18 protein-coding genes and 1 pseudogene are annotated in these 22,467 nt (G+C 59.6%); 11 read left to right on the plus strand and 8 right to left on the minus strand.

From position 1 onward, the window contains the following. The first annotated feature begins 32 nt into the window (after positions 1 to 32). On the plus strand, positions 33 to 428 hold the full coding sequence (locus CKW18_RS10540; RefSeq protein WP_095188734.1) for a hypothetical protein: 396 nt from the start codon (positions 33 to 35) through the stop codon (positions 426 to 428). Between the two features lie 86 nt (positions 429 to 514). On the opposite strand, the gene CKW18_RS10545 is transcribed toward CKW18_RS10540, so the two are convergent. Together CKW18_RS10545 and CKW18_RS10550 are read right to left on the minus strand one after the other, a co-directional pair. Then, positions 515 to 1,210, minus strand: a complete 696-nt coding sequence (locus CKW18_RS10545) for a tRNA (adenine(22)-N(1))-methyltransferase TrmK (RefSeq protein ID WP_256586920.1) — start codon at positions 1,208 to 1,210, stop codon at positions 515 to 517. Positions 1,211 to 1,326: 116 nt separating this feature from the next. After that, positions 1,327 to 2,376 carry an NAD(P)-dependent alcohol dehydrogenase gene (locus CKW18_RS10550; protein WP_095188736.1) on the minus strand — a complete coding sequence of 350 codons (1,050 nt, stop codon included), beginning with the start codon at positions 2,374 to 2,376 and terminating at the stop codon, positions 1,327 to 1,329. Between the two features lie 184 nt (positions 2,377 to 2,560). Between CKW18_RS10550 and CKW18_RS10555 the strand changes: the two genes are divergently transcribed. Next, positions 2,561 to 3,490, plus strand: coding sequence for a Gfo/Idh/MocA family protein (locus CKW18_RS10555; protein WP_095188737.1), 930 nt, complete (start codon positions 2,561 to 2,563; stop codon positions 3,488 to 3,490). A gap of 134 nt (positions 3,491 to 3,624) precedes the next feature. Here the strand turns inward: CKW18_RS10555 and CKW18_RS10560 are convergent, their stop codons facing one another. The 3 genes from CKW18_RS10560 to CKW18_RS10570 form a co-directional block, all read right to left on the minus strand. After that, positions 3,625 to 3,990 carry a DUF6124 family protein gene (locus CKW18_RS10560; protein ID WP_095188738.1) on the minus strand — a complete coding sequence of 122 codons (366 nt, stop codon included), beginning with the start codon at positions 3,988 to 3,990 and terminating at the stop codon, positions 3,625 to 3,627. 484 nt (positions 3,991 to 4,474) lie between these two features. Beyond that, on the minus strand, positions 4,475 to 5,140 hold the full coding sequence (locus CKW18_RS10565; RefSeq protein ID WP_095188739.1) for a TIGR02466 family protein: 666 nt from the start codon (positions 5,138 to 5,140) through the stop codon (positions 4,475 to 4,477). Positions 5,141 to 5,521: 381 nt separating this feature from the next. After that, positions 5,522 to 7,018, minus strand: a complete 1,497-nt coding sequence (locus CKW18_RS10570; RefSeq protein WP_141233094.1) for a HEPN domain-containing protein — start codon at positions 7,016 to 7,018, stop codon at positions 5,522 to 5,524. A 498-nt stretch (positions 7,019 to 7,516) separates the two neighbouring features. On the opposite strand from CKW18_RS10570, the gene CKW18_RS10575 reads away from it, so the two are divergent. The 9 genes and pseudogenes from CKW18_RS10575 to CKW18_RS10615 all read left to right on the plus strand — a co-directional run bounded on the left by CKW18_RS10575 (position 7,517) and on the right by CKW18_RS10615 (position 17,929). Continuing rightward, positions 7,517 to 8,563 (plus strand): isopenicillin N synthase family oxygenase, encoded by a 1,047-nt coding sequence (locus tag CKW18_RS10575; RefSeq protein WP_095188741.1) that lies wholly within the window; start codon positions 7,517 to 7,519, stop codon positions 8,561 to 8,563. A gap of 27 nt (positions 8,564 to 8,590) precedes the next feature. Then, on the plus strand, positions 8,591 to 9,400 hold the full coding sequence (locus tag CKW18_RS10580; protein WP_095188742.1) for a MetQ/NlpA family ABC transporter substrate-binding protein: 810 nt from the start codon (positions 8,591 to 8,593) through the stop codon (positions 9,398 to 9,400). Next, entirely contained in the window at positions 9,397 to 10,197 is an 801-nt protein-coding gene (locus tag CKW18_RS10585; RefSeq protein WP_095188743.1) for a methionine ABC transporter ATP-binding protein, read from the plus strand. Before CKW18_RS10580 ends, CKW18_RS10585 begins: the two co-directional genes overlap by 4 nt. Next, entirely contained in the window at positions 10,194 to 10,865 is a 672-nt protein-coding gene (locus tag CKW18_RS10590) for a methionine ABC transporter permease (protein WP_095188744.1), read from the plus strand. Before CKW18_RS10585 ends, CKW18_RS10590 begins: the two co-directional genes overlap by 4 nt. Before the next feature lie 8 nt (positions 10,866 to 10,873). Beyond that, positions 10,874 to 12,430 carry a sugar ABC transporter ATP-binding protein gene (locus tag CKW18_RS10595; RefSeq protein WP_095188745.1) on the plus strand — a complete coding sequence of 519 codons (1,557 nt, stop codon included), beginning with the start codon at positions 10,874 to 10,876 and terminating at the stop codon, positions 12,428 to 12,430. Further along, the gene (locus CKW18_RS10600) at positions 12,423 to 13,448 is read left to right on the plus strand and encodes an ABC transporter permease (RefSeq protein WP_095188746.1); all 1,026 of its coding nucleotides are present in this window, start codon (positions 12,423 to 12,425) and stop codon (positions 13,446 to 13,448) included. Before CKW18_RS10595 ends, CKW18_RS10600 begins: the two co-directional genes overlap by 8 nt. 24 nt (positions 13,449 to 13,472) lie before the next feature. After that, positions 13,473 to 14,528: a substrate-binding domain-containing protein gene (locus CKW18_RS10605; RefSeq protein ID WP_095188747.1), complete on the plus strand. Its 1,056-nt coding sequence runs from the start codon at positions 13,473 to 13,475 to the stop codon at positions 14,526 to 14,528. Positions 14,529 to 14,866: 338 nt separating this feature from the next. After that, positions 14,867 to 15,284 (plus strand): annotated as a pseudogene (locus tag CKW18_RS10610) (molybdopterin-dependent oxidoreductase). Positions 15,285 to 15,541: 257 nt separating this feature from the next. Continuing rightward, positions 15,542 to 17,929 (plus strand): TonB-dependent siderophore receptor, encoded by a 2,388-nt coding sequence (locus CKW18_RS10615; protein ID WP_095188748.1) that lies wholly within the window; start codon positions 15,542 to 15,544, stop codon positions 17,927 to 17,929. A gap of 154 nt (positions 17,930 to 18,083) precedes the next feature. Here the strand turns inward: CKW18_RS10615 and CKW18_RS10620 are convergent, their stop codons facing one another. The 3 genes from CKW18_RS10620 to CKW18_RS10630 form a co-directional block, all read right to left on the minus strand. Continuing rightward, positions 18,084 to 18,545, minus strand: a complete 462-nt coding sequence (locus tag CKW18_RS10620) for a DUF3574 domain-containing protein (RefSeq protein WP_095188749.1) — start codon at positions 18,543 to 18,545, stop codon at positions 18,084 to 18,086. A 108-nt stretch (positions 18,546 to 18,653) separates the two neighbouring features. Beyond that, entirely contained in the window at positions 18,654 to 21,035 is a 2,382-nt protein-coding gene (locus tag CKW18_RS10625) for a DUF3772 domain-containing protein (RefSeq protein WP_095188750.1), read from the minus strand. A 71-nt stretch (positions 21,036 to 21,106) separates the two neighbouring features. Then, a complete protein-coding gene (locus tag CKW18_RS10630; RefSeq protein WP_095188751.1) occupies positions 21,107 to 21,565 on the minus strand; it encodes a metallophosphoesterase family protein in 459 nt (152 codons plus the stop codon). Between the last annotated feature and the right edge of the window lie 902 nt (positions 21,566 to 22,467).

Raw genomic sequence — 22,467 nt, forward strand, 5'->3', positions numbered from 1 at the left:
TGACCCAGGCTCTTTCTTTTAAAGGAATAAACATGAAAAACACTGCTTTGATCCTCGCAATGACCGCCGCTTTCGGCACCTTCAACGTCGCCCACGCAGAGGGGCCGGACGCCGCCACTTTGAAAGGAATGTACGACACCGGGCGCAACATGTCCGGGCTGATCAAGCATTGCGTCGACAAGGGCTTCCTGAAAGCGGACAGCACGGAAAACGCCAACAAAATGGTGGCTTACGTGGCCGGTATTCCAGGGGGGATGGACAAGAGTGGGGGCGACAAGAGCGAAGCCCAGGGTCGCAAGGGTGAAGTATTGACCGAAGGTGAATACAAAAACCTGGAAGCCAGCCTGCCAGCGAATCTGGATCTGAAACAGTGGTGCGAACAGGCGGACCAAGGCATGCGTCAGGGGTTGAAGCAAATCGGTTTGTAATCCCGTGTTGATTTGACTCAGCGCATTAGAAAGACGCTCGCAGATCGCGAGCGTTTTTTATGTCATCGACCGCTTTGCCTCTCCGGTCAAGCCAACAGCTCGGCAATCCATTGCGCCTCGCGAGCAACTTCTTGCACTTTCGCCTCGGGCAAAGCCTGCTGCGCTCGAGTGAAGTGACTCAACGTCTGCTGCTTCAGACGTAGCTTGCGTTGCCATTTGTTCAGGAACGCCGGGCTGCGAGCCTGCATCTGCAAGGGGCCGAAGTACAACTCCTGATCGGTGTAGCTCACGGATTCTGCGCGTTCGGCGACAATGATTTCATAGTCGAAACGGTTCTCCCGCAGCACTTCCTCGCTGAGGATGCGGTAGCCGTTATTCATCAGCCATTGGCGCAGTGGCTGCTCGCCGCCGTTGGGTTGCAGGATCAGGCGTTCTTCGCCGCTCAAACGCGCTTTGCCGCTGTCGAGGATGTCGCGGATCGTCTCGCCGCCCATGCCGCAGATACTGACGGCGGTGACCCTGTCGCCAGGCTCGATCGCCGCCAGCCCATTGGCCAGACGCACGGTAATGTGTTGCTGCAGATCGTTGTCGCGCACCGTGCGCTGAGCCGAATGAAAGGGCGTCAACGCCACCTCACCGGCCACCGCCGCTGCAATCACGCCACGCCGCATCAACGCCACCGGCAGATAGCCGTGATCCGAGCCGATATCGGCCAGCCGTGCGCCGGCTGGCACATGCGCCGCCACGCGCTCCAGGCGCGTGGACAATGTTTGTTCGTTCAACGACAACCCCTGTTTTGCCCAAACCTGCGGCGTCGATAGCCGCAAAAGGGGTGCGACTCTGGCGAGCAACACGGCGCCTGTCAAATTCCGCCGACAAGGGTCACGGCGCGCAGCCCTTATCCGGCCAGCGTCGCGTTGTCGATCACGAAGCGATATTTCACGTCGCCCTTGAGCATGCGCTCGTAGGATTGGTTGATCTGATCGGCGCGAATCAGTTCGATGTCGGAAACGATGCCGTGCTCGGCACAGAAATCCAGCATCTCCTGCGTCTCGGCAATGCCGCCAATCATCGAACCGGCAATCGTGCGGCGCTTCATGATCAGGTTGAACACGTTTGGCGAAGGATGCGGCGAGGCGGGCGCCCCCACCAGCGTCAACGCACCATCACGCTTGAGCAGCACCAGAAACGCATCGAGATCATGTGGCGCTGCGACGGTGTTGAGAATGAAGTCGAAGCTCTTGGCATGCGCCGCCATCTCTTCGGCATTGCGTGACACGACAACTTCATCGGCGCCCAGTTGTTTGGCCGCTTCGCGTTTCGATTCGGAAGTGGTGAACGCCACGACATGCGCGCCCATGGCATGGGCCAGTTTGATGCCCATGTGACCGAGACCACCGATGCCGACCACGCCGACCTTCTTGCCCGGCCCGGCCTGCCAGTGACGCAGCGGCGAGTAGGTGGTGATGCCGGCGCACAGCAGTGGCGCGACGGCCGCCAGTTGCGCCTCGGGATGGCGGATGCGCAGCACGTAGCGTTCATGCACGACGATGTTTTGCGAATAGCCGCCGAGGGTCCAGCCGGGGGCGTCCGGCGTCGGGAAGTTGTAGGTGCCGATCATACCGTCGCAGTAGTTTTCCAGGCCGGTTTCGCAGTCATCGCAATGTTTGCAGCTGTCGACGATGCAACCGACACCGACCAGATCGCCGACTTTATAATCCGCGACATGCGCGCCGACGGCCGAGACGCGTCCGACAATTTCATGGCCCGGTACGCAGGGGAATTGCGTGCCGGCCCATTCGGCGCGCACCTGATGCAGGTCCGAATGGCAAATGCCACAGAAGGCAATGTCGACCTGCACATCATGGGCGGCGGGCGCGCGGCGATTGATCTGCATCGGCTCAAGGGGTTTGTCGCCAGCGTGGGCACCGTAGGCTTGTACGAGCATGGGAACGTCCTCAATGGATTTGTCGGAGGACTATCTTTGCGGTTTCGCGCGGCGTTGGAGTAGTGCATTCCTGTGCAATGCTTGCCTGATCCTGCGGGCCGTTGTGACGTTGAGTTGACAGACGACCGCGGTGTTTGCAGGTAATCTGCCGGTTCGCTGACTAAAACAAAAACAGGAGTCATTGATGCAACCGATCCGTCTCGGCCTGGTGGGCTACGGCAAAATTGCGCAGGATCAACACGTGCCGGCGATCCTCGCCAATCCCGGCTTCCAGTTGGTGTCCGTCGCCACGCAAGGCCAGCCCTGCGCCGGTGTAGAGAATTTTCAGTCGTTGAGCGAGTTACTCGAACACGGCCCGCAGGTTGATGCGATTGCGTTCTGCACGCCGCCGCAAGGGCGTTTCGCACTGGTGCAACAAGCGCTGGCTGCCGGCAAACATGTGCTGGTGGAAAAACCGCCGTGCGCCACATTGGGTGAGGCGATGGCGTTGGCGACGCTGACTGAGCACCAAGGTGTCAGCGCGTTGTTCGCCTGGCATTCACGTTACGCCCCCGGCATCGCCGCCGCCCGCGACTGGCTCGCGACCCGCACCCTGCAAAGCGTGCAGATCGACTGGAAGGAAGACGTGCGCAAATGGCACCCCGGCCAGACCTGGATCTGGCAACCGGGTGGCCTCGGCGTTTTCGATCCGGGCATCAATGCCTTGTCGATTGTCACGCACCTGCTGGCGCTGCCGTTGTTTGTCGAATCCGCCGAACTGCGCGTGCCGGGCAACTGCCAGTCACCGATTGCCGCGTCGATCAAAATGTCTGACACGCGCCACCTCGATGTGCGCGCCGAGTTCGATTTCGACCATGGTCATGATGAGTTATGGAGCATCGAAATTCGCTGCGCCGAAGGTGTGTTGCGACTGGATAACGGCGGCGCGTTGTTGAGCATCGACGGGGTGCGTCAGACCGTGTCGGAGGAGGGCGAATACGCCGCGGTGTATCGGCATTTCCAGCAGTTGATTGGCGACAAGGCCAGTGATCTGGATCTGCAGCCATTGCGGTTGGTGGCGGATAGTTTCTTTGTCGGCAGTCGCGTGTCGGTCGCGCCGTTCTACGACGCCTGAACCCGCTGCGGTTCATCGTCACCCCCCTGTAGGAGCTGCGGCACGCTGCGATCTCTTGCTCTTGAAAGCCCGGACAGCAAAAGCGTCCGGGCTTTTTATTGCCCCGCTCAAACGTATATCAGCGGAGCTTGCGACTACTCGGGCAAGCGCAGCTTATCCAGCAGTCGATTGGCCAACAGCTCGTTCAACATGATCACCTGCTGCAGCGCCAGCAGCGGTTTGCGCTCCGGGCCGCCCACCGAGTTGGCGATATTGCCGGCCATGGCATGGGCGTATGAAAGCGATTCACAGGCCTCGACCAGCAGGGTTTCGTCATCCAGCGTGGGGTCGACGAGGAACACAGGGCGAAACCTGGGCGAGCCTGGCGGGGCTCCCAGTGCTTCGGGTCGGAGGTAGTAGTCGAGGGCGCGGTCGGTGGCTTCTTTGACCTTTTGCGGGTCGAGTGCGGGATCGTGGGGGATTGCATCGGTTTGTGGTGGGTTGGGTGTGATTTTGAACATGATAAAGGTCCTACTTAATAAATTAAGGAACCATCACTCTCGCTACCAAACGAGGGGTGGTGGCCATACGCGGGTTGGTAGACCGGTCTAAGTAGGAAACCCGGCGCTCACGAGTGAGCCCCACGCATGGCCACCATAAAGGGTGGTGCCATACGACTACTATAGAAGCGGGCTACCAAACCCGATCACTGTTATGCAGTGACAGGGAAACGATATAGCCCGCCCCATAGCCGTGTAAGCCGGCGGATTCTGGCGTACGCGTAGGTAACGGCGCAAGGCGTTGTAGGCTCTGTGGCGTAACGGATTGTGTAAATTAAACGCGCTAGCAGGATTGCGTTTACGGACCGAGCATCGCGCAGTCCATCCGCTGTTTTGAGGTTGTCTGACTTACCGCTTTCGCGAGCAGGCTCGCTCCTACAGCTGGAGTGCATACCTCCGAAAGAAAATGATCGCATCGCAGCTCCCGCAGGGGAGGTTCAGCCACTCACGCGCCAAAGTTGAACGCTATGGAAATCCTCGGCCTCGTCCCCTCAAAGCGCTGCACTAAATGCATCAGCCACGACGGGAGCATCAGGAAGGTTCCACTTTGGGCGGCACAGGTCGTGCTGAAACCAGCGGTCAGGCAGTCTTCGACGCGCATACGCAGGGCAGGGTTGTAGGTTGAGGCGACCATGCCACGCGGGTCGAGGAATTCCAGATCACCGCCGACGGCCGGGTCGTCTTCGCGGCCGCCAGCATCGACCCAGTAAACCCCGGACCAGAATGCACCGGGATGGCCATGCAGTGAGTTGCTGTGGCCGGCCTGATTCACGTTGGCCCAGGCGTTGAGTTTCCATGCGAATGCCGGTTCGGTCAGGCCGTATTGCTCGCTGTGAACGGCGGTCAGTTGCCCGGCGAAGTCGGTGGCGAAGCGCACCAAGGCATCACAAGCGTCGCCACCCCATGTCGAGAAGTCGTTGCTGGACTGCCAGCCACCTTCATTGCTGCGCTGCGTGCCGCACAGGTCTTGCGCCATGCGCTGGGTGATGAGGGTTTTCAGCTCGGCGTTGAGGGTTTCTGCATGGGGGTATTGGAGACTGGCCAGAGGTGTTGCGAACAGCCGGCGGATCTTGATCAGCTCAGGATCCACCAGAGTAGTGCTCGACTGCATTGCGTGATTTCCAGATCGTGGCAGGTGCAAAAACTATATCGGGGGGCCTGCCAAAGCGATGTAAACCATTGTTAAAAATCAGGGTATTGATGTTAAAGGCCTTTGAGCGACTATGGCTTGATCACAGCCAGCAGACGATCATTGATCGCGTCAGTAACAACCATTGATTCAATGCAGTTCTCATATCGGACCGGCGCGACGTACACCGAGTATCCAGCCGATCCGGCAATTGCGCTTTAAGACCGGTTTTTCCCTGCCTGCAATTCCTGCCGCTGGCGAAATAGAGTGCCTGCGTTACGCCCGACACTCTCAGGATTGCGCACCTGATCGCCGGTAACGAAAATGTTCTACCGGCTATCCTGACCTTCGTTCAACGGACGTTTAAGAGGGCGTATCGTCTCCATCTTGTGGTGCTGCTGTTGAACTGTGGGTCTTTAAATTGGCGAGAAGTTCAGCGATGTCTACATCGGGAAGCAAGTCAGCTCCGATTAAGTATTCCTTGAGCTGGCGCGAGTTCGGCGTGCCATAAAGCATGTGCTTGATGTGCGTCGGGTCGAAGCCTGTCAGGTTGAGGATTCGCAGTAGGTAAAGGGTGGAAAGTGCATCAGTTTTTTTCAGCAATTCACTGATGAAATACTGATAATCCCCCGGCTTCCTTTCACCACCGTGATGAGACAGGTCATTTCGAAGGTCGGCGCAGGCGCGGGTAAATTTTTTGAGTTTTGTGTCATCAAGCCCGATAGCCACCGGCTTTAACAGGTCGTAGAGCCTGTCTGCCAGCGGCCGTTCCGCGCTACGCTGCTCTAAAAGCCCCGTTAACCATTTACGATCACTACGGTTGAGTTGTTTGCCGTTTTCTGCAACGAACTTCTTCAGTCGCTGAATTTTTTCTGTAAGTTTCGGGTCGTCACAGCTTGAAGCGTTGACGCGGCGATCCAGCGCTTCCAGCCCCCACACAAGATTGACAAAGCGATGCTCTACATAAAGGGGCTTGTTTCGGCGGGTTCCCAGATAGAGGCTGATGCCGGGGCCTAAACGTTTTCGTTGGTCTATCCAGTTTTCCAGCAGGGTTGCAAACGTCTCGCGGATCATAATGAACGGCAGTAGCATTTCATGCCATTTTACCGGGCTGTCGGCCGGTGCGTTGCGGCGAAAATAAAAAACGGCCGTAGTGAGTTTTCCATGCTCTTCCCAGAATAATTTAGGCCACCTGAGCGTTAAATTTGAATTCGTAAGAATCAGCAATAAATCCTGGACGGCACGGTACCAGTCCAGTGCCTCCTCGCTTGTCATCGCTGTTGTTGGCGTGAACGCCAGTCTTGAAGACATGCCGGCATTGATTGAATGGGCCCACATGTCGGGTTCGTAACCGGTGAAGTCATGAATAACTTCAAGCGTTCCCGATGAGGTGATCAACGACTCATCCGGATTTAGCGCCAGTCTGGCTTCGATTGCCTCGCCACCACCATCACTACCCTTTGGTCGATCAAAGGTGATTTTCCCGGGGCGTATCCACTGCTGTAGATCATCCAGGGACACACTGATCTTATTGATGCTTTTAAAGGTGGGTGGCCTTTGGGAGATAAAACATTCACGGGCTATAAACGTTTCATGTGAATTGTGCCCCGTGCGCCCACCGACGGCAGCCAGTCCCTTGAGCAATACATATTGGCCGCTGGCTTTCAAACAGCCCAACAGGGAAATGGAGTCGGCAAGGTTTTGACCAAAAACTCCGCCGAGTCCGCTTCGCCCTGGCAACGTCTCGTGCAGTTCAAGTTTGATCAGACCGCTTGAGTCTATCGTTAATAAGCCGGCGGTCCTCTGCGTCTCAGAATCATCATCTGCCCACCAGAAGAACCCCTGGTCTTGAATTTCCATGTGCATATACTTTTCCGTAACTGGACCGAAATGGGCACGCCAAGTGCTCTCGTCGGCTGGGTAAAAGGCCGCGCGCTGCAACGCAGAGAATGATTGCTTCAGGTGCTCTGCGCCACCGTTGCAGGGCGTACACGTTACCAGCGATTGTTCTTGCGAGTTACACCGACCTGAAACATCGAGTCGAACTCAGTTTTGAACGCGCTATAGATCGGCTCCCTTTACCCTCGCCCCCTCGGGGGGCGGTCGGATGTTTCGGGAGGGCTGGGGTGAGGGGGCAGCCATCTACCTGACACTCCACGCACCTGCCAAACACCCTCAACCCAAAAAGCATCCGACCTAAGCTAATGCAAAAAAGGTATTTGTTAGCCGTTTTATATATCGATTAGTTTTGATTCGCCAACGAATCAAAGCATCAAACCGATAGACCTCCGATTGCCATGACGGCACACGCTGAATCGATCAAAGGCTCTTCAGGTTTGGTTCACACGGGAGTGAATCATGCCGCGTACCCTGGACATCACTGCATTACCGACGCTGGACCTTTCGTTGTTCGAAGGCACGGCGCAACAGCGTTATGAATTTCTTGAAAACCTGCGTCACGCCGCGCGCGACGTCGGCTTCTTCTATCTTACCGGTCATGGCATCGACAGCGCTTCGCTCAAGCAAGTGCAGGATCACGCCCGGCAATTTTTCGCCTTGCCCGACAGAGAAAAAACCGCCGTCGGCATGATCAACTCGCCGCACTTTCGCGGCTACAACCGCGCGGCTTCCGAGATCACCCGCGGCCAACCTGACCAGCGCGAACAGTTTGATCTGGGCGCCGAGCGTAAGGTCTTGCCGTTGCAAGCGGACAGCCCGTTCTGGGCGCGGCTGCAAGGCCCGAATCAATGGCCGGCGGCGCTGCCGGAACTCAAACCCTTGCTACTCGATTGGCAGCAGGCGATGACGCGCATGTCATTGCGCCTGCTGCAAGCGTTCGCTCAGGCACTGTCGCTACGGGCAGATGCGTTTGATCAGTTATACGGCGACAAACCCAATGAACACATCAAGCTGATGCGCTATCCGGGCCAGGCGGTCGATGCAAGCAATCAGGGCGTCGGCGCGCACAAGGATTCGGGTTTCCTCAGCTTCCTGTTGCAGGACGAACAGGCCGGTCTGCAAGTGGAGATCGAAGAGGGCCGCTGGATCGATGCGCTGCCCCGGGAAAACACGTTGGTGGTGAACATCGGCGAATTGCTGGAGCTCGCCACCAACGGTTATCTGCGCGCCACCGTGCATCGGGTTGTCTCGCCGCCCGAAGGCAGCGAACGCCTGTCCATCGCCTTCTTCCTCGGCGCGCAACTCGACGCCACGGTGCCGCTGTATCCCTTGCCCACCGCGTTGTTGCGTGAAGCGCGCGGGCCGGCCAGTGATCCGCTCAACCCCCTGTTTCGCGATGTCGGCTGGAACTACCTCAAGGGTCGTTTGCGCTCGCATCCCGATGTGGCGCAACGGTTCTATGCCGATGCGCTGCTGCCGCCAGCACCCGCTCGCAAAACCGCCTGATTCATCACTCGCTCAAGGATTTCGCCCATGTTGAAAAAAGCAGGTTTGACCCTGGCCGTCCTCGGCGCGCTGGTGACCTCGTTTGGTGCTCAGGCGCTGGAGCCATTACGTGTCGCTGCCGACCCGGTGCCCCATGCGCAGATTCTGGCGTACGTGCAGAAGATCGACCCGCAACTCAATCTGAAAATCATCGAGATCCCCAACGGCGTGAACTCCAACGAGCTGCTGGTGCATGGCGATGTCGACGCCAATTACTTCCAACACCTGCCGTATCTGAAGTCTCAGGAGCAGGCCCTCGGCGAGAAACTCGCCGTCGCGGCCACCGTGCATATCGAACCGTTGGGCATCTACTCGCACCGGCATAAAAGTTTCGCTGATGTGCCGGCAAAAGGCACCGTCGCCGTGCCCAACAACGTCACTAACCTGAGCCGTGCGCTGTACCTGTTGCAGGACAACGGCCTGATCAAACTCAAGCCCGGTTTCAACAATCCGGCAACGGACCAGGCGACGCCCAAGGACATCGCCGAAAACCCGAAACAGCTGAAGATCCTCGAGATCGAATCACCGCAGATTCCGCGCTCGCTGGACGATGTCGATCTGGCGGTGATCAACGGCAACTATGCGCTGGACGCCGGACTGGTGCCGGCCAAGGATGCGCTGGGCCTGGAGAAGGCCGAGCACAACCCCTACGCCAACATTCTGGTGACCACACCGAACTTGCAGAGCGACCCGCGCATCGCGCAACTGGCCAAAGACCTGACCTCGCCGCAAGTGGCCAAGTACATCACCGATAACTTCGCCGGCTCGGTGATTCCGGTGGCGGACGCGAAGCCATGATCATCGTCGAGCAGTTGAGCAAGACCTACCCGTCAGCGCCGGCGCCTGCCCTGGATCAGGTGTCGCTGAGCATTCCCGACGGTGCGGTCTACGGGATTCTCGGGCGCAGCGGGGCGGGCAAATCGACGCTGCTGCGTTGTCTCAATCTGCTCGAACGACCGGACAGCGGTCGGATTCTGCTGGACGGTGTCGACCTCAGGGCGCTGTCCGACAAGGCGTTGCGCCAACAACGGCAACGCATCGGCATGATCTTTCAGGGCTTCAACCTGCTGCACTCGCGCAATGTGTTCGACAACATCGCCGTGCCGCTGGAAATCGCCAACGTCGGCAAGCCGTGGCGCCATGTGCGGGTTCGCGAATTGCTGGCGCTGGTCGGCTTGAGCGACAAGGCGCAGGCCTTTCCCTCGCAATTGTCCGGTGGCCAGAAACAGCGGGTGGGCATCGCCCGGGCCCTGGCGGCGGAACCGGCGTATTTGCTGTCGGACGAAGCCACCAGCGCCCTCGACCCGGAAACCACCGAATCGATTCTGGAGCTGCTGCGCGATATCAACCGGCAACTGGGCCTGACCATCGTGCTGATCACCCATGAACTGGACGTGGTCAAGTCGATCTGCGATCACGCAGCGCTGATGGCCAACGGGCGGTTGATCGAGGCCGGCCCGGTGCCACGGCTGCTGGCTGATGCGCAATCGACACTCGGCCGTTCGCTACGGCCCACCTGCGGATTGCCTTTGGGTCATGACTCGCCCGGCCTGAGCTTTCTCAAGCAATACGGCGCGCGGGCGGCGCAGTCATGAATCGCTCGATCAATTGGGATGAAATCCTGCAACTGGTGCTCAACGCCACCGGTGAAACCGTGTACATGGTCTTGCTCGCCGGGCTGTTCACGCTGTTGATCGGCCTGCCGCTGGGCGTGTTGCTGTTCATCAGCCGTCGCACCGGACTGGTGCCCATGCCGCGCTTCAATGCGGCGCTGAGCGGGCTGGTCAATCTTGGGCGTTCGTTGCCGTTCGTGGTGATGCTGATTGCCCTGATCCCGCTGACCCGGTTGGTGGTTGGCACGACACTGGGCAGCACCGCTGCGGTGGTGCCGATCACCATCGGCGCGTTTCCGTTCTTCGCCCGCATCGTCGAAAACGCCCTGGACGAAGTCGACAAGGGCCGCATCGAAGCGATCCTCGCCATGGGCGGTGACATTCACCATGTGATTTTCAAAGTGCTGTTGCCCGAAGCGCTGCCGGCGTTGTTGGCCGGGATCACCCTGACGCTGGTGATGCTCATCGGTTTTTCTTCGATGGCCGGGGTTATCGGTGGCGGCGGGCTCGGCGATCTGGCGATTCGTTACGGCTATCAACGGTTCAACAATGAAGTGATGGTCGCCACCGTGGTGGTGCTGGTCATTCTCGTTCAGGGCGTGCAAAGCCTGGGCGATCGGCTGGTGCGTTCACTGGCCCATCGACGTTAAGGAATTTTATGAGTGCACCTGTCGCTGTGGCCCCTGAGCCGCTGATTCGGGTACGTGAGGTCAGTAAGGTATTCGGTTCGAACCGGGCGCTGGATCGGGTCAGCCTGGAGATTTATCCCGCTGAAGTGGTGGCGCTGCTCGGGGCCAACGGCGCGGGCAAATCGACGCTGGTGAAGATTCTGGCTGGCAGTCAACGCGCGGATGGCGGCGAGATTCTGGTGGACGCTCAGCCGCGCCATTTCAGCTCGCCGTTGTCGGCGCGAAGGGTCGGAATTGTCGCGGTGCATCAGCAGATCAATGAAGGCATTGCACCGGGTTTGAGCGTGGCGGAAAACCTGCTGCTCGATGAGCTATGCCGCCCTGATGCCGACTTCTGGCTCAATCGCAAACGTCTGCTGGAGCGCGCCGCGAACATTGCCGCAGGGCTTGGGTTGAGCTTGCCGCTGGAGCAGCCGATCGAGCATCTGGGCCAGGCCGAACGGCAACTGGTGGTGCTGGCCCGGGCGTTCGCTTTGCAGCCACGCTTGCTGATTCTGGACGAGCCGACCGCTGCCTTGTCGGATGCCGAAGCGCAGCGCTTGTTTCGCTTGATCGATACGTTACGCAGTCGTGGCGTGGCAATTCTGTACATCTCCCATCGGTTGTCCGATCTGCAGCGGGTGGCGGATCGCGCCATTGTCCTGCGTGATGGGCGGCTGGCGGGGGCGTTCACGGCGCGGCAATTGCCCGAGGCGGTGCAGGCGATGCTCGGGCAGGCGCTTGCGCAACACACTTACGTGCCGCGTGTGGCCGGGCGGGCCGTGCTGAAACTCAGCGCGATGAAAATCCTGCCTCGGTCGAGCGCGTTTGACCTGAGCCTGCACGAAAACGAAATAGTGGTGCTGACCGGGTTGCTCGGCGCCGGGAAAAGCGAGATTGCCGAGGTGCTGTTTGGCCTGCGATCCGCTGTCTCAGGCACCGCGCAACTGGAGGGCGTTGAGTGGCTGGCGGGCTCACCCCGTGCGGCGATTCGCAGCGGGGTGTTCTTGGCCGCCGAAGATCGCGCCAGTCAATCGCTGGTGCCTGATTTTTCCTTACGTCGCACCCTGACTATGCCGTTTCTTGAACGCTTCACTCGCGGCGGTTTTATCCGCAATCGCGCTGAAGCCGCTGCGGTCGAGGCGCAAGTGGCGGCGCTGGGGATCAAGACCGCGGGCATCGATGTGCCGATGACCGCGTTATCCGGCGGCAATCAACAGAAAGTCGTGTTGGGCCGCTGGTTGCTCGGGGAAGGGCGGGTGCTGATCCTCGACGAGCCCTTTCAAGGTGTAGACGTGCGCGCCCGTCGCGAGATCGGCCAGTTGCTGCGCGACAGCGCCAAAGGCCGCGCGACGCTGGTGATTTGCGCCGATGTTGATGAAGCCCTGGAAATTGCCGACCGCATCCTGCTGGTGCGCGATCACGCGGTAGTCGCCGAATATCCGCGTGCCGGCCTCAACCGCGCCACGCTGGTCGCCGCACTGGCCGGCACCGACGCTGTTGAAAATCCCCTTCAAGCCACGCCAAGGAGCAGAGCGAGTGCCTGATTCGAGTTCACTGATATCGACCGTGCCGGCCCCCGCCGAGCGCTTGCTGCAAGCCTTGATTCGCTATGGCCTGTTGTGGCTGCTGGCGCTGATCGTGGTGTTTTTCAGCGCTGCGGAGCCTGCGTTTCTGCGCGTCGGCAATCTGTTCAGCATCCTGCAATCGGTGTCGATCGTGGCGCTGCTGGCCCTTGGGGTGACCCTGACCATGGCCGTCGGCGGCCTGGATTTATCGATTGGCGCAGTGGCGGCGATGAGCCTGATGATCGCCAGTTACGTGATGGTCGTGCTCGGTTGGGGCGCGGTGCCCGCGGTGTTGATCAGTCTGGCGGGTGGCGCACTGGTCGGGCTGCTCAACGGCTGGCTGATCGTCAAGCTGCGGGTGCCAGACATTCTCGCGACGCTGGGCAGCATGTTTCTGGTGATCGGTGTGCAACTGATTCCAACGGGCGGCCGTTCGATTGCGGTGGGCATGACCTTGCCCAATGGCGTGGAAACCGAGGGCACCTTCAGTGCGGCGTTTCTGGCGCTGGGACGCGGGCGATTATGGGACGTGGTGCCGGTACCGGTGCTGATCACGGCGGTGGTGGCGCTGGCGGTGTGGCTGTTTCTGGAGCGCACGCGAATTGGTCGATTGTTTTATGCCATCGGTGGCAACGAGCAAGCGGCGCGACTGGCCGGCGCACCGGTGCAGCGCTTCAAATTATTGGCTTACGTGCTCTCGGCATTGCTGGCCTCGCTCGGTGGTTTGTTGCTGGCGGCGCGGCTGGGACGCGGCGATGTCAGTTCGGGCAACGGCCTGGTGCTGGATGCGTTAGGCGCGGCGCTGATCGGTTTTGCCGTACTCGGCGCGAAGAAACCCAACGCCTTTGGCACCTTGATCGGCGCGCTGCTGGTGGCCTCGCTGCTTAACGGCCTGACCATGCTCAACGCGCCGTATTACGCACAGGATTTCGTCAAGGGACTGGTGCTGGTGCTGGCCCTGATGTTCACCTTTGGCCTCGCGCATCGGGCGCGTTGAGCCGCTTTCAGTCAAGGAAGTTGTATGCACGGTTCAATCAGACAGTTCGCCCGCCATTGCCTCGCGGGGGCCTTGCTCTCGGCGTTGGCCCTTAACGCCCAGGCCACGGCATTGCCCGGCGCGCCGGCACCGTTCGATAAAGGTCAGGTGCAGATCGCACTGGTGGGTTATCTGTTTTCCGGGGATTTTCCCGAGGCGTATTTGCGCGGGGTAGAGCAGCAGACCAAAGCGCTGGGCGCCAGTCTGCGTGTATTCGATGCCCGGCAGCAGGCGGCGAGTCAGGGCGAGATGATCGATCAGGCGATTGATCTGGGCGTGGACGGGATCATCGTGCAACTCGGTCTGGCGGAAACCCTCAAGGCGCCGATTGATCGGGCCATCGCCAAAGGCATCAAAGTGGTCGCGTTCGATGTCGATCTGAATTCGCCGCAGGTGACTCAGGTCGAGCAGGATCACCATGCGCTGGCGCGGCTGGCACTGGATCAGGCGCTGAAGGACAACGGCACGCAGTTCGATGCCGGGTATGTGTACATCAGCGGGTTTACCCCAATGGAGCGCCGCGACGAGATCTGGAGTCAGGTCAAGAAGGCCAATCCGGGCATCGTCGAGAAGGCGCGCTTCGGCACACTGAACCCGCCGATTGCCAACTCGGTGGCGGATCAGGCCAGCGCCGTGCTGCGGGCGAATCCGGGGATCAGCGTGATATTTGCGCCGTTCGACGAGTTCGCCAAAGGCGCAAAAATCGCCGTCGACGAGGCGGGGCTGGCGAGCCAAGTGAAGATCTACAGTGCGGATATTTCCACCGCCGATATCCAGATCATGAAAGAGCCGGACAGCGCCTGGGCGGCGACAGCGGCGGTCAATCCGCAAGTGGCCGGGGCGATCAGCGTGCGCAGTCTGGCGATGTTGATTGCCGGGGAGAATCCGGGGCACCAGGTGCTGGTTCCGCCGACGCTGATCACCCGCCAGCAGTTGCTCGATCTGGATGTGAAGAACGTGCGCGATCTGGCACAGAAACTCCCGGCGTTCGGCGATACCGCCAATGTGGCGCGGGCTGCGTGGATACCGGTGGCCCAATAAAAATCAGATGACAGATCCGCCGCCTTCGTGAGCAGGCTCGCTCCCACACAGGATATGTGGCGGTCGCAGAAGTTTGCTCACCACAATCAAAACTGTGGGAGCGAGCCTGCTCGCGAAGGGGCCGGAACCTTCACCACTTCGGTGACTGATCCACCGCTTTCGCGAGCAGGCTCGCTCCCACAGGGTCAGGTTTCACTTTTGAGTTTGGGGTGAACATGCACAACAAAGCTGCGCGATTGCGCAAAAGCCGTTCGCCGAAAGCAGATCCTGCATTCGGCGGGCGGTTGCCTCCCGGTCAGGTGCTGACCGAGCGCTTCCCGATCCTGCATGAAGGCGACGTGCCGGAGTATGACTTGGCGAACTGGTCGCTGCGTCTGTTCGGTTCGCTGAACAGCGCGGTCGAGCTGCGCTACACCGACCTGCAAGCGCTGCCGCAACGCCAACTGCAATGCGATATCCACTGCGTGACACGCTGGTCGAAGTTCGACACGCAGTGGCGCGGAGTGCATCTGCAAGACCTGTTGCAAGCCTTCGATATCCAGCCGAAGACGGCGTTCGTCATGGCCCACGCCGATCACGATTACCAGACCAACCTTCGGCTGGCCCCTGCGGCTGGTGGTGGCGGGGCGGTACTTCTGGAAGAGTGCCAAATGGCTGCGGGGGCTTGAGTTTGTCGAACACGAGCAAGCGGGTTTTTGGGAGCGTAACGGCTTTCATCTGCAGGCCGATCCGTTTGCTCAGCAACACTTGTGTTGAACTAAAAACACTCCTTTAGAGCGATCTAACCTAAGTGTTATTGGTTCTTTTGCGAAAGCCATCCGCTCCTCTAGCATCGGGCTTCAAGGGGAAAATATTCACTCTGGGGGGTACTGCGCTTCACCGCTATTTAACGTTTCAACAGCCTTCGCTGCCTTCCGCTATCTAAAACTACAGCAGACATTGCCGCGCTTTGATTGCCGACGACTTATTGCCGGTAACGGCCGGGTATTAGCTGCGATTCAAGGAGCTGTTACATGCATTACCGTTCCCGTTCATTACTGGCCGCTGCAGTTGTCAGTGCAATCTGGCAACTACCCGCAAAAGCCGAAGATACTTCCACTAGCGTCGAAAACGAATCCCGACTGGGCACTGTTCTGGTCACCGGTACGCGCGGTACTTCGCGCACGGTGCTGGACTCCCCCGTGCCGGTGGATGTGCTGACCGCCGAAGACCTGAAAACTGCCGGCGCGGCTGACGGCGAACTGGGCGCGGCGTTGCAGACATTGCTGCCATCCTTCAGCCTGCCGCGCCAATCCAACTCCGGCGGCGCTGACCATATCCGCGCCGCACAACTGCGCGGCATGAGCCCGGATCAGGTGCTGGTGCTGGTCAACGGCAAGCGCCGCCACACCTCGGCGGTGGTCAACGACTCTTCGAAAATCGGACGCGGCACCGCACCGGTAGACTTCAATTCGATCCCCATCAGCGCGATCAAACGCATCGAAGTGCTGCGTGACGGCGCGGGTGCGCAGTACGGCTCTGACGCGATTGCCGGGGTGATCAACATCATCCTCGACGACGCCCCGGAAGGCGGCGAAGTGTCCACCAGTTATGGCGCGTTTCACACCCGTCAGGACGCCATCGGCAAGACCACCACCGACGGCCAGAACAGCGTGACCACCGCCAAGCTCGGCACGCGCCTGGGCGAGGAGGGCGGCTTCATTCGCGGTGGTACCGAGTACAAGGATCGCAACCCGACCAACCGTGCAGGCTTCGACGGTTTCGCCGACACACCCGGCCAGCGCAACTACGTGATGGGCGACGGCCTGGCGCGGGACGTCAACCTGTGGTTCAACAGCGAGCTGCCGCTGACCGGCGGCAAGGCCTACAGTTTCGGCACCTATAACCAGCGCCATACCACGGGCGCCGCGTTCTATCGTTACCCCTACGAACAACCGCAGTTCTATCCCAACGGTTACTTGCCACAATCGCTGGGTGACAACCAGGACATCTCGGCCACCGCCGGTTTCAAAGGCTTGATCGGCGATGAGTGGGATTTCGACAGCAGCATCACCCATGGCCGCAACCGCTTCGAATCGTCAACCCGACGCACCCTCAACGTCAGCCTCGGTGAAGACTCGCCGACGAAGTTCGACACCGGCGAATACGAGTTGCGCCAGACCACCAGCAACCTCGATTTCAGCCGCGAGCTGCGCCTCGGCGAGCGCTCGTTTGTCCTCGCGGTCGGCGGTGAGTATCGCTATGAGAACTACCTGACCTATGCCGGCGACGAGGCGTCCTACATCGGCTCCGGAGCGGATGGCGCCAACGGTCTGCGCCCGAGCGAAGAGTCGGATCTGGATCGCAACGTGTTCGGCACATACGCCGAATTGTCGGGCGACGTCACCGACCGCTTCTTCGTCGACGCCGCCACCCGTTGGGAACATTACGACGACGCCGGCAGCAAACTCACCGGCAAACTTAGTGGTCGCTATAAACTCACCGAGCAATGGGCGCTGCGCGGCGCGGTGTCGAACAACTTCCGCGCGCCGTCGCTGGCGCAGAGTGGTTTCCAGAACACCACCAGCAACTTCGGTGATGGCGGCACGCTGACCGACATCCGCGTGCTCTCGGTCAACGACCCGATCGCACGCGCCCTTGGTGCAGAAAAACTCGACCCGGAAACCTCGAAAAACTTCAGCCTCGGCCTGACCTTCCAGTTGAACGATCGCTTTGATGCCTCGCTCGACGTCTTCCGCATCGACGTCAAAGACCGCATTACGCTGTCCCAGCGCATCGGCAGCGACGCCCTGGAAACCTTCATCAACGATAACTACGGCGTCGCCGGCGTCCATGACGTCAACTTCTTCACCAACGCCGCCGACACCCGCACCCACGGCGCCGAATTGGTGCTCAACTACCACCAGCCGTTCTACGAAGGACAACTGGGCCTGACCACCGCGTACACCTACAACCACACCAAAGTCACCAGCACCAAAGGCACGCCGTCGCAACTGACTGCACTGGGGATCGGCAACGATGCGCTGGTCGGCGTTGAGGAAACCAACACGTTGACCGACGCCGCGCCGAAGGATCGCTTCATCTTTTCCGCGAACTGGGCGAGTGAACACTGGGGCCTGCTTGGCCGTTTGACTCGCCAGGGCGAAACCACGCGGGTGTTTGATTTCGGCGATTCGCAACCGGAGCAAACCTACGGCGCGGTCTGGCAACTGGACGCCGAAGTGACCTACAAATTCACCCCGAAATTCAATGTCGCCGTGGGCGGCAACAACCTCACCGACAATTACCCGGAGCGCTCGGGCTCGGCCATCAACTACGGCGGCAACCTGCCGTATGACGTGCTGTCGCCGATCGGCACCAACGGCGCGTACTACTACGCCCGCGCGACCTATGGGTTCTGAAAAAGGGCAGGGGCCGGGCCGGCATCTGCCGGTGTTTGATCACGCTGGGTAGGGTGATCACCACCGACATCCTGAAAACCGCGCCGACCGTGGCGCTCAACGTCGGGCCCTCTCTCCAGCCCTCTCCCAGCGAGAGAGCTGGAGAGAAGGGCTCTTAAAAAGACACCGCTGCCGGTTGCGAAAGACGCAACACCGACAAATCCCCGGTAATCCGCTTGTACGCCAACCGAATCGCCTCAATGCTGCCCTCATGCTTCGCACTGTTCTCATGCAAAACCACAATCACCTTGGTGCTCAGCCGCTCAGGCTCTCTCGCCCCATGATCCTTCCACTGCCCGTACGCATCGAAAACAGTGAACCCGTCGGGAAAGCGCGGCGTGACTTCCTTATCGAGGAACTCGCGCCAGCGCGCAGGGCTGACTGCACCTTTCTTGCCATCCAGCGAACCCACCGAAAAGTACAACTCGGTACGCGTCCACTGCGCCTGCGCCGGGCGCGTGGCGTCGCCTTGCAGGGTTGAACTGGCGGGATCTTTGGTATGTACGGAAACGGCCGGGGGCGTGGCACAACCGGCGACTGCAACGAACAGTGCCGCCAGTAAAAGACGTTGAGGCATGTAACTTCCTTATTGGACGTAGAGGTGGCGTCCTGAGTATAAGGCCGCCCTCTGACCGGCAATAAAGACCTAAAAAGCAGGCTGATAGGCGCTTGCGGAATAACCCCTTCATGCCGGCGGCGGCGTCGCCAAGGCAATCCCCGCCGCCCCCAATCGCTTGAGAATCTCGAACAACAAATCACTCTTGGTCACCCCGACAATCCTTGGGCTGCCCACATATCCCGTGATGGTCAGCGTAATTCCCTCCGGCGACAATTTGCTGAAGCGCACAAACGACGCCGGTTTATCGAGGATGCTTTCGTTCTCTCGATACGTGTTGAGCAGCAGCTCTTTCACCTCCTCGGGATCGATATCCAGCGGGAACACCAACTCAAGCGATGCCACCCCCTGAGCACTGCCGCCCAGGGTGACGTTGCGCAGGTTCTGCGAGATCAGTTGTGAATTGGGCACGATCACGATCGAGCGGTCACTGAGCTGGATCTCCGTGGCGCGCACGTTGATCCGCCGGATATCTCCCTCGACCCCGCTGATGCTGATCAAGTCGCCGACCTTTACCGGTCGCTCCGTCAACAGAATCAGGCCCGAGACGAAGTTCTTCACGATCTCCTGCAAACCAAAACCGATCCCCACCGACAGCGCACTGACGATCCACGCCAGATTGGTCCACTGCACGCCCAGCGACGACAGCGTCAGCAGAATCACCGCCGCATAACCGATATTGGAAAACAGCGTGCTCAACGACGCGCACATGCCCGGATCCATATCGGTCTTGGGTAGAAACTCATTGTCGAGCCAACGGCTCAAGGCGCGGATCAGGTAGATGCCGATCAACAACGCCAGCACCGCGTTGAGCACATGCCCAGGCACGATGTTCAACTTGCGCAACCCGGCGCCGCCGAGGATCGCCATGATGTTGCTCAGTAACTGGCCGAACGTGGTGCCGATACCGCCGACAAACAGCGCAATCACCGCTAGCAGCATCAGCCCGGCGCGACTGAAACCGGACAGCAGAATCGAGATCTGATCCAGCCGCCGATCCCCGATCCCCAGCAGCTGCTTGAGCGCCTTGCCGCTCGAATGTTTGGGCGAAAACACATACTCGCAGCCATCCTTGATGACCTGGATCAGCAAGTAAAAACCCGACAACACAATGTAGCCCCACACCACCTCATAAGTGATAAACCGCGCCAGCGACACATAACCCGTGAGCAGCGCAATCGTTGAAACAAACATCGAAACGCTGACGACGGTGTAAATCACCCCGGCAAACGTGTTGCCTGCCGCCGAGGGATCGTTGGCCGCGATCAGCGCCTTGCGCACTTTGCTGACGCGCAGCAGCATCGTCACGATGATCGCCATGACCACCATCGCGATCACGCCACGCCCGGCCAGCACAATCTGACTGCTCATGCCGGTGGCGTTGCTGACTTGCACCAGTGTCACCAACACCAGTAGCGCGCCGGAGATAATGCGCGGGTAGGGCTCCAGCGCCAGCGCCACCGGATCGGCAATCGCCGGCAGCCGCCACGACGGATGCTTGGTCGACAGCAGCGCACGGCTCAGCCCGGTGATCAGCACACAGGCATACACAACCTTTTCAAACTCCTGGGAAAACGTCTCCAGCATCGGCGGCAACGGTGCATGCCGAGTGCAGGCATAGAACAGGATTTGCAGGGCAATCCCCGTGGTGACAATGGTCGCCAGCGCAGAAGCTGCCGCCAACGCACTGCGCCGCACACGCCCCTCCGGCATGCGATGAATACACAGCCACGTCAACCCACGCTCCGCCAAACGCCGCCCGAACGTCCAGATCGCCAGCGCCAATAACACCAGCACGCTGGTAAAAAAACGCTGCCCCGGCGCCCAAACCGTGGCCCACGTGTTGCCCACCTGACCGATAAAAAAGCTCAACCGCTGCCGATCATCTTGCCGAGGCTTGACCAGTGGTGACCAGAAATCCGGGCTCAACACACTGTTGGTGCGCAGCGTCAGCTCACTCTCCAGCAACGTGCGCCGAATCCCCGCAATCTGCGTAATCAGGTCCGCCGCACTTTGTTTCAACGCCGCCAGATTCTTCAGCGTCGTATCCACCTTGTTCTTTTGCTCCGCCAACAACGCCCGCTGCGCGACGATATCCGCCTGCTCCGACGCCACCCCCGTATCCGGCGCCGCCCCTAATACCCCCAACTGCACCGCCAGTTGCGCCTGCTGCGGCAACAACGACGCCGACAACCGATCGACATCCAGAATGAACGCCTGCACCCGATCCTGCGGCCCTTCGAGCTGGTTGTAATTATTCGCCGACGAGATCTGTTGCTTGAGCCCGTCGAGGCGCAGTTGCAGGGCTTGCAGATCACTTTGACTGATCACCGGCAGCGGCGCGGCCGCCGCCTGCGAAGGCGCCGGCAGATCCGCCGCCCACAGCGAAAAACCGCCAGGAATCAGCAGCGTGAGCGCGATAAACAACAGCGACTTCAATGTGTTGCGCATGGACGGGCGGGCTCGAATTGATCACACAGTCTATGAGGTTAGGTGATCAGGGCGCCGCAAGAGGAAAAGTTTCAGGGCAGCAGGTGGATTAGCTGGGGTTCCAGCGCGTCAGGGGTGACGTCGAGCAAAGCCAGCGTGACCGGCAGTTTGAAACGCCGGCGGCCGGCGCTGCCGGGGTTGAGGTACAGACGATCACCGCGCCATTCGATCAGCGGTTTGTGGGAGTGACCGGTGATGATGAGTTTGACGGTGCTGCTGAGCAGGGCCGGGACGTCGGCGATGTCGTGGGTGAGCAGGGTTGGCCAACCGTTCAGGGTGAGGGTCAGGTGATCGGGGAGGGTGGCGGCCCAAGGGAGGTGCAGGTCGTTGTTGCCGCGTACGGCGTGGGTGGGGGCGATTTGGGAGAGTTGCTCCAGGATTTCGGGATTGCCGATGTCACCGGCGTGGAGGATGAGGTCGACGCCCTGGATCGCGGCAATGGCTTCGGGGCGGAGGAGGCCGTGGGTGTCGGAGATGATGGCGGTTTTCATGGGGGGGAGATTAGCAGGGAATGAGGGGCTGCTTTCGGCCAAAAGCGGACGTTTGAAAGCGGCACCTTCCGGCCCAGAGTGTGTAAAACGCTGATCCAAAATTGAAGTTGGCGCTTCTATGCCAAATCTTAAGTTTATCGGCTGGGTTGCAGACCTAGATTTTGCGTAGAAACGCGATTTGCTGTTCTACTTTGGATACCAATCGCGCTGAAAAACGTTTTTACACACTCTGGGCCAGAAGCGGTCATTCCCAAAGTGACTACGATTCTGGTGTCGATTCAATGTACCCTGATAGGGTCTCGGATGAGGATTTCGTGCAGGAGTCTTTTCAGTGGTATTTCGAGATGATCAACAGTATTGGCGATTTCGGTCAGGCATTTGAACAGGTAGCTGAAAAAATAGCCCTTGATGGAGGGCGGCGCGCAATGAGGCCGAGGTTCTGAAATAGCCAGGCGGGCGTCTGTCAGAAATGCACCTTGTTTTTGCTAACAAAGATTCTGGCCGCACGCTGGCTGTACCACTTGCACCGAACCATTGCCGGGCTTCGTCACACTTGAACACCCGGCCGCGGCGGTGTTTGAAAAAATTGCCCGCTTTAGGTTGGCACCTTCAGTGTTGGCGAGGAGTGCGCTACAAGGATGTCGAATTTGGCACCTTTGAACATCTGCATTACAGCGAAGAATTCCTTGAGTGGCAGCAGTGCCCGTGCAGTACCTTGGTGAGCATCCCCGAAATCCATCATGGCCAAGGCGCGCTGCTGATGGACGAGCAGGGGTACTGCTACGTCTTGAGCCTTGACATGATGGATTCTGGTTACTGGGCCGGACCTTTGTCCAAACCACGGAAACCCAGTTATTTGGGCGCAAAGCTGGTGAGCCGGTGCAACTTCACAAATAACAAAT

The organism is Pseudomonas sp. Irchel 3E19, assembly GCF_900187585.1.
Classification (GTDB): Bacteria; Pseudomonadota; Gammaproteobacteria; order Pseudomonadales; family Pseudomonadaceae; genus Aquipseudomonas; species Aquipseudomonas baetica.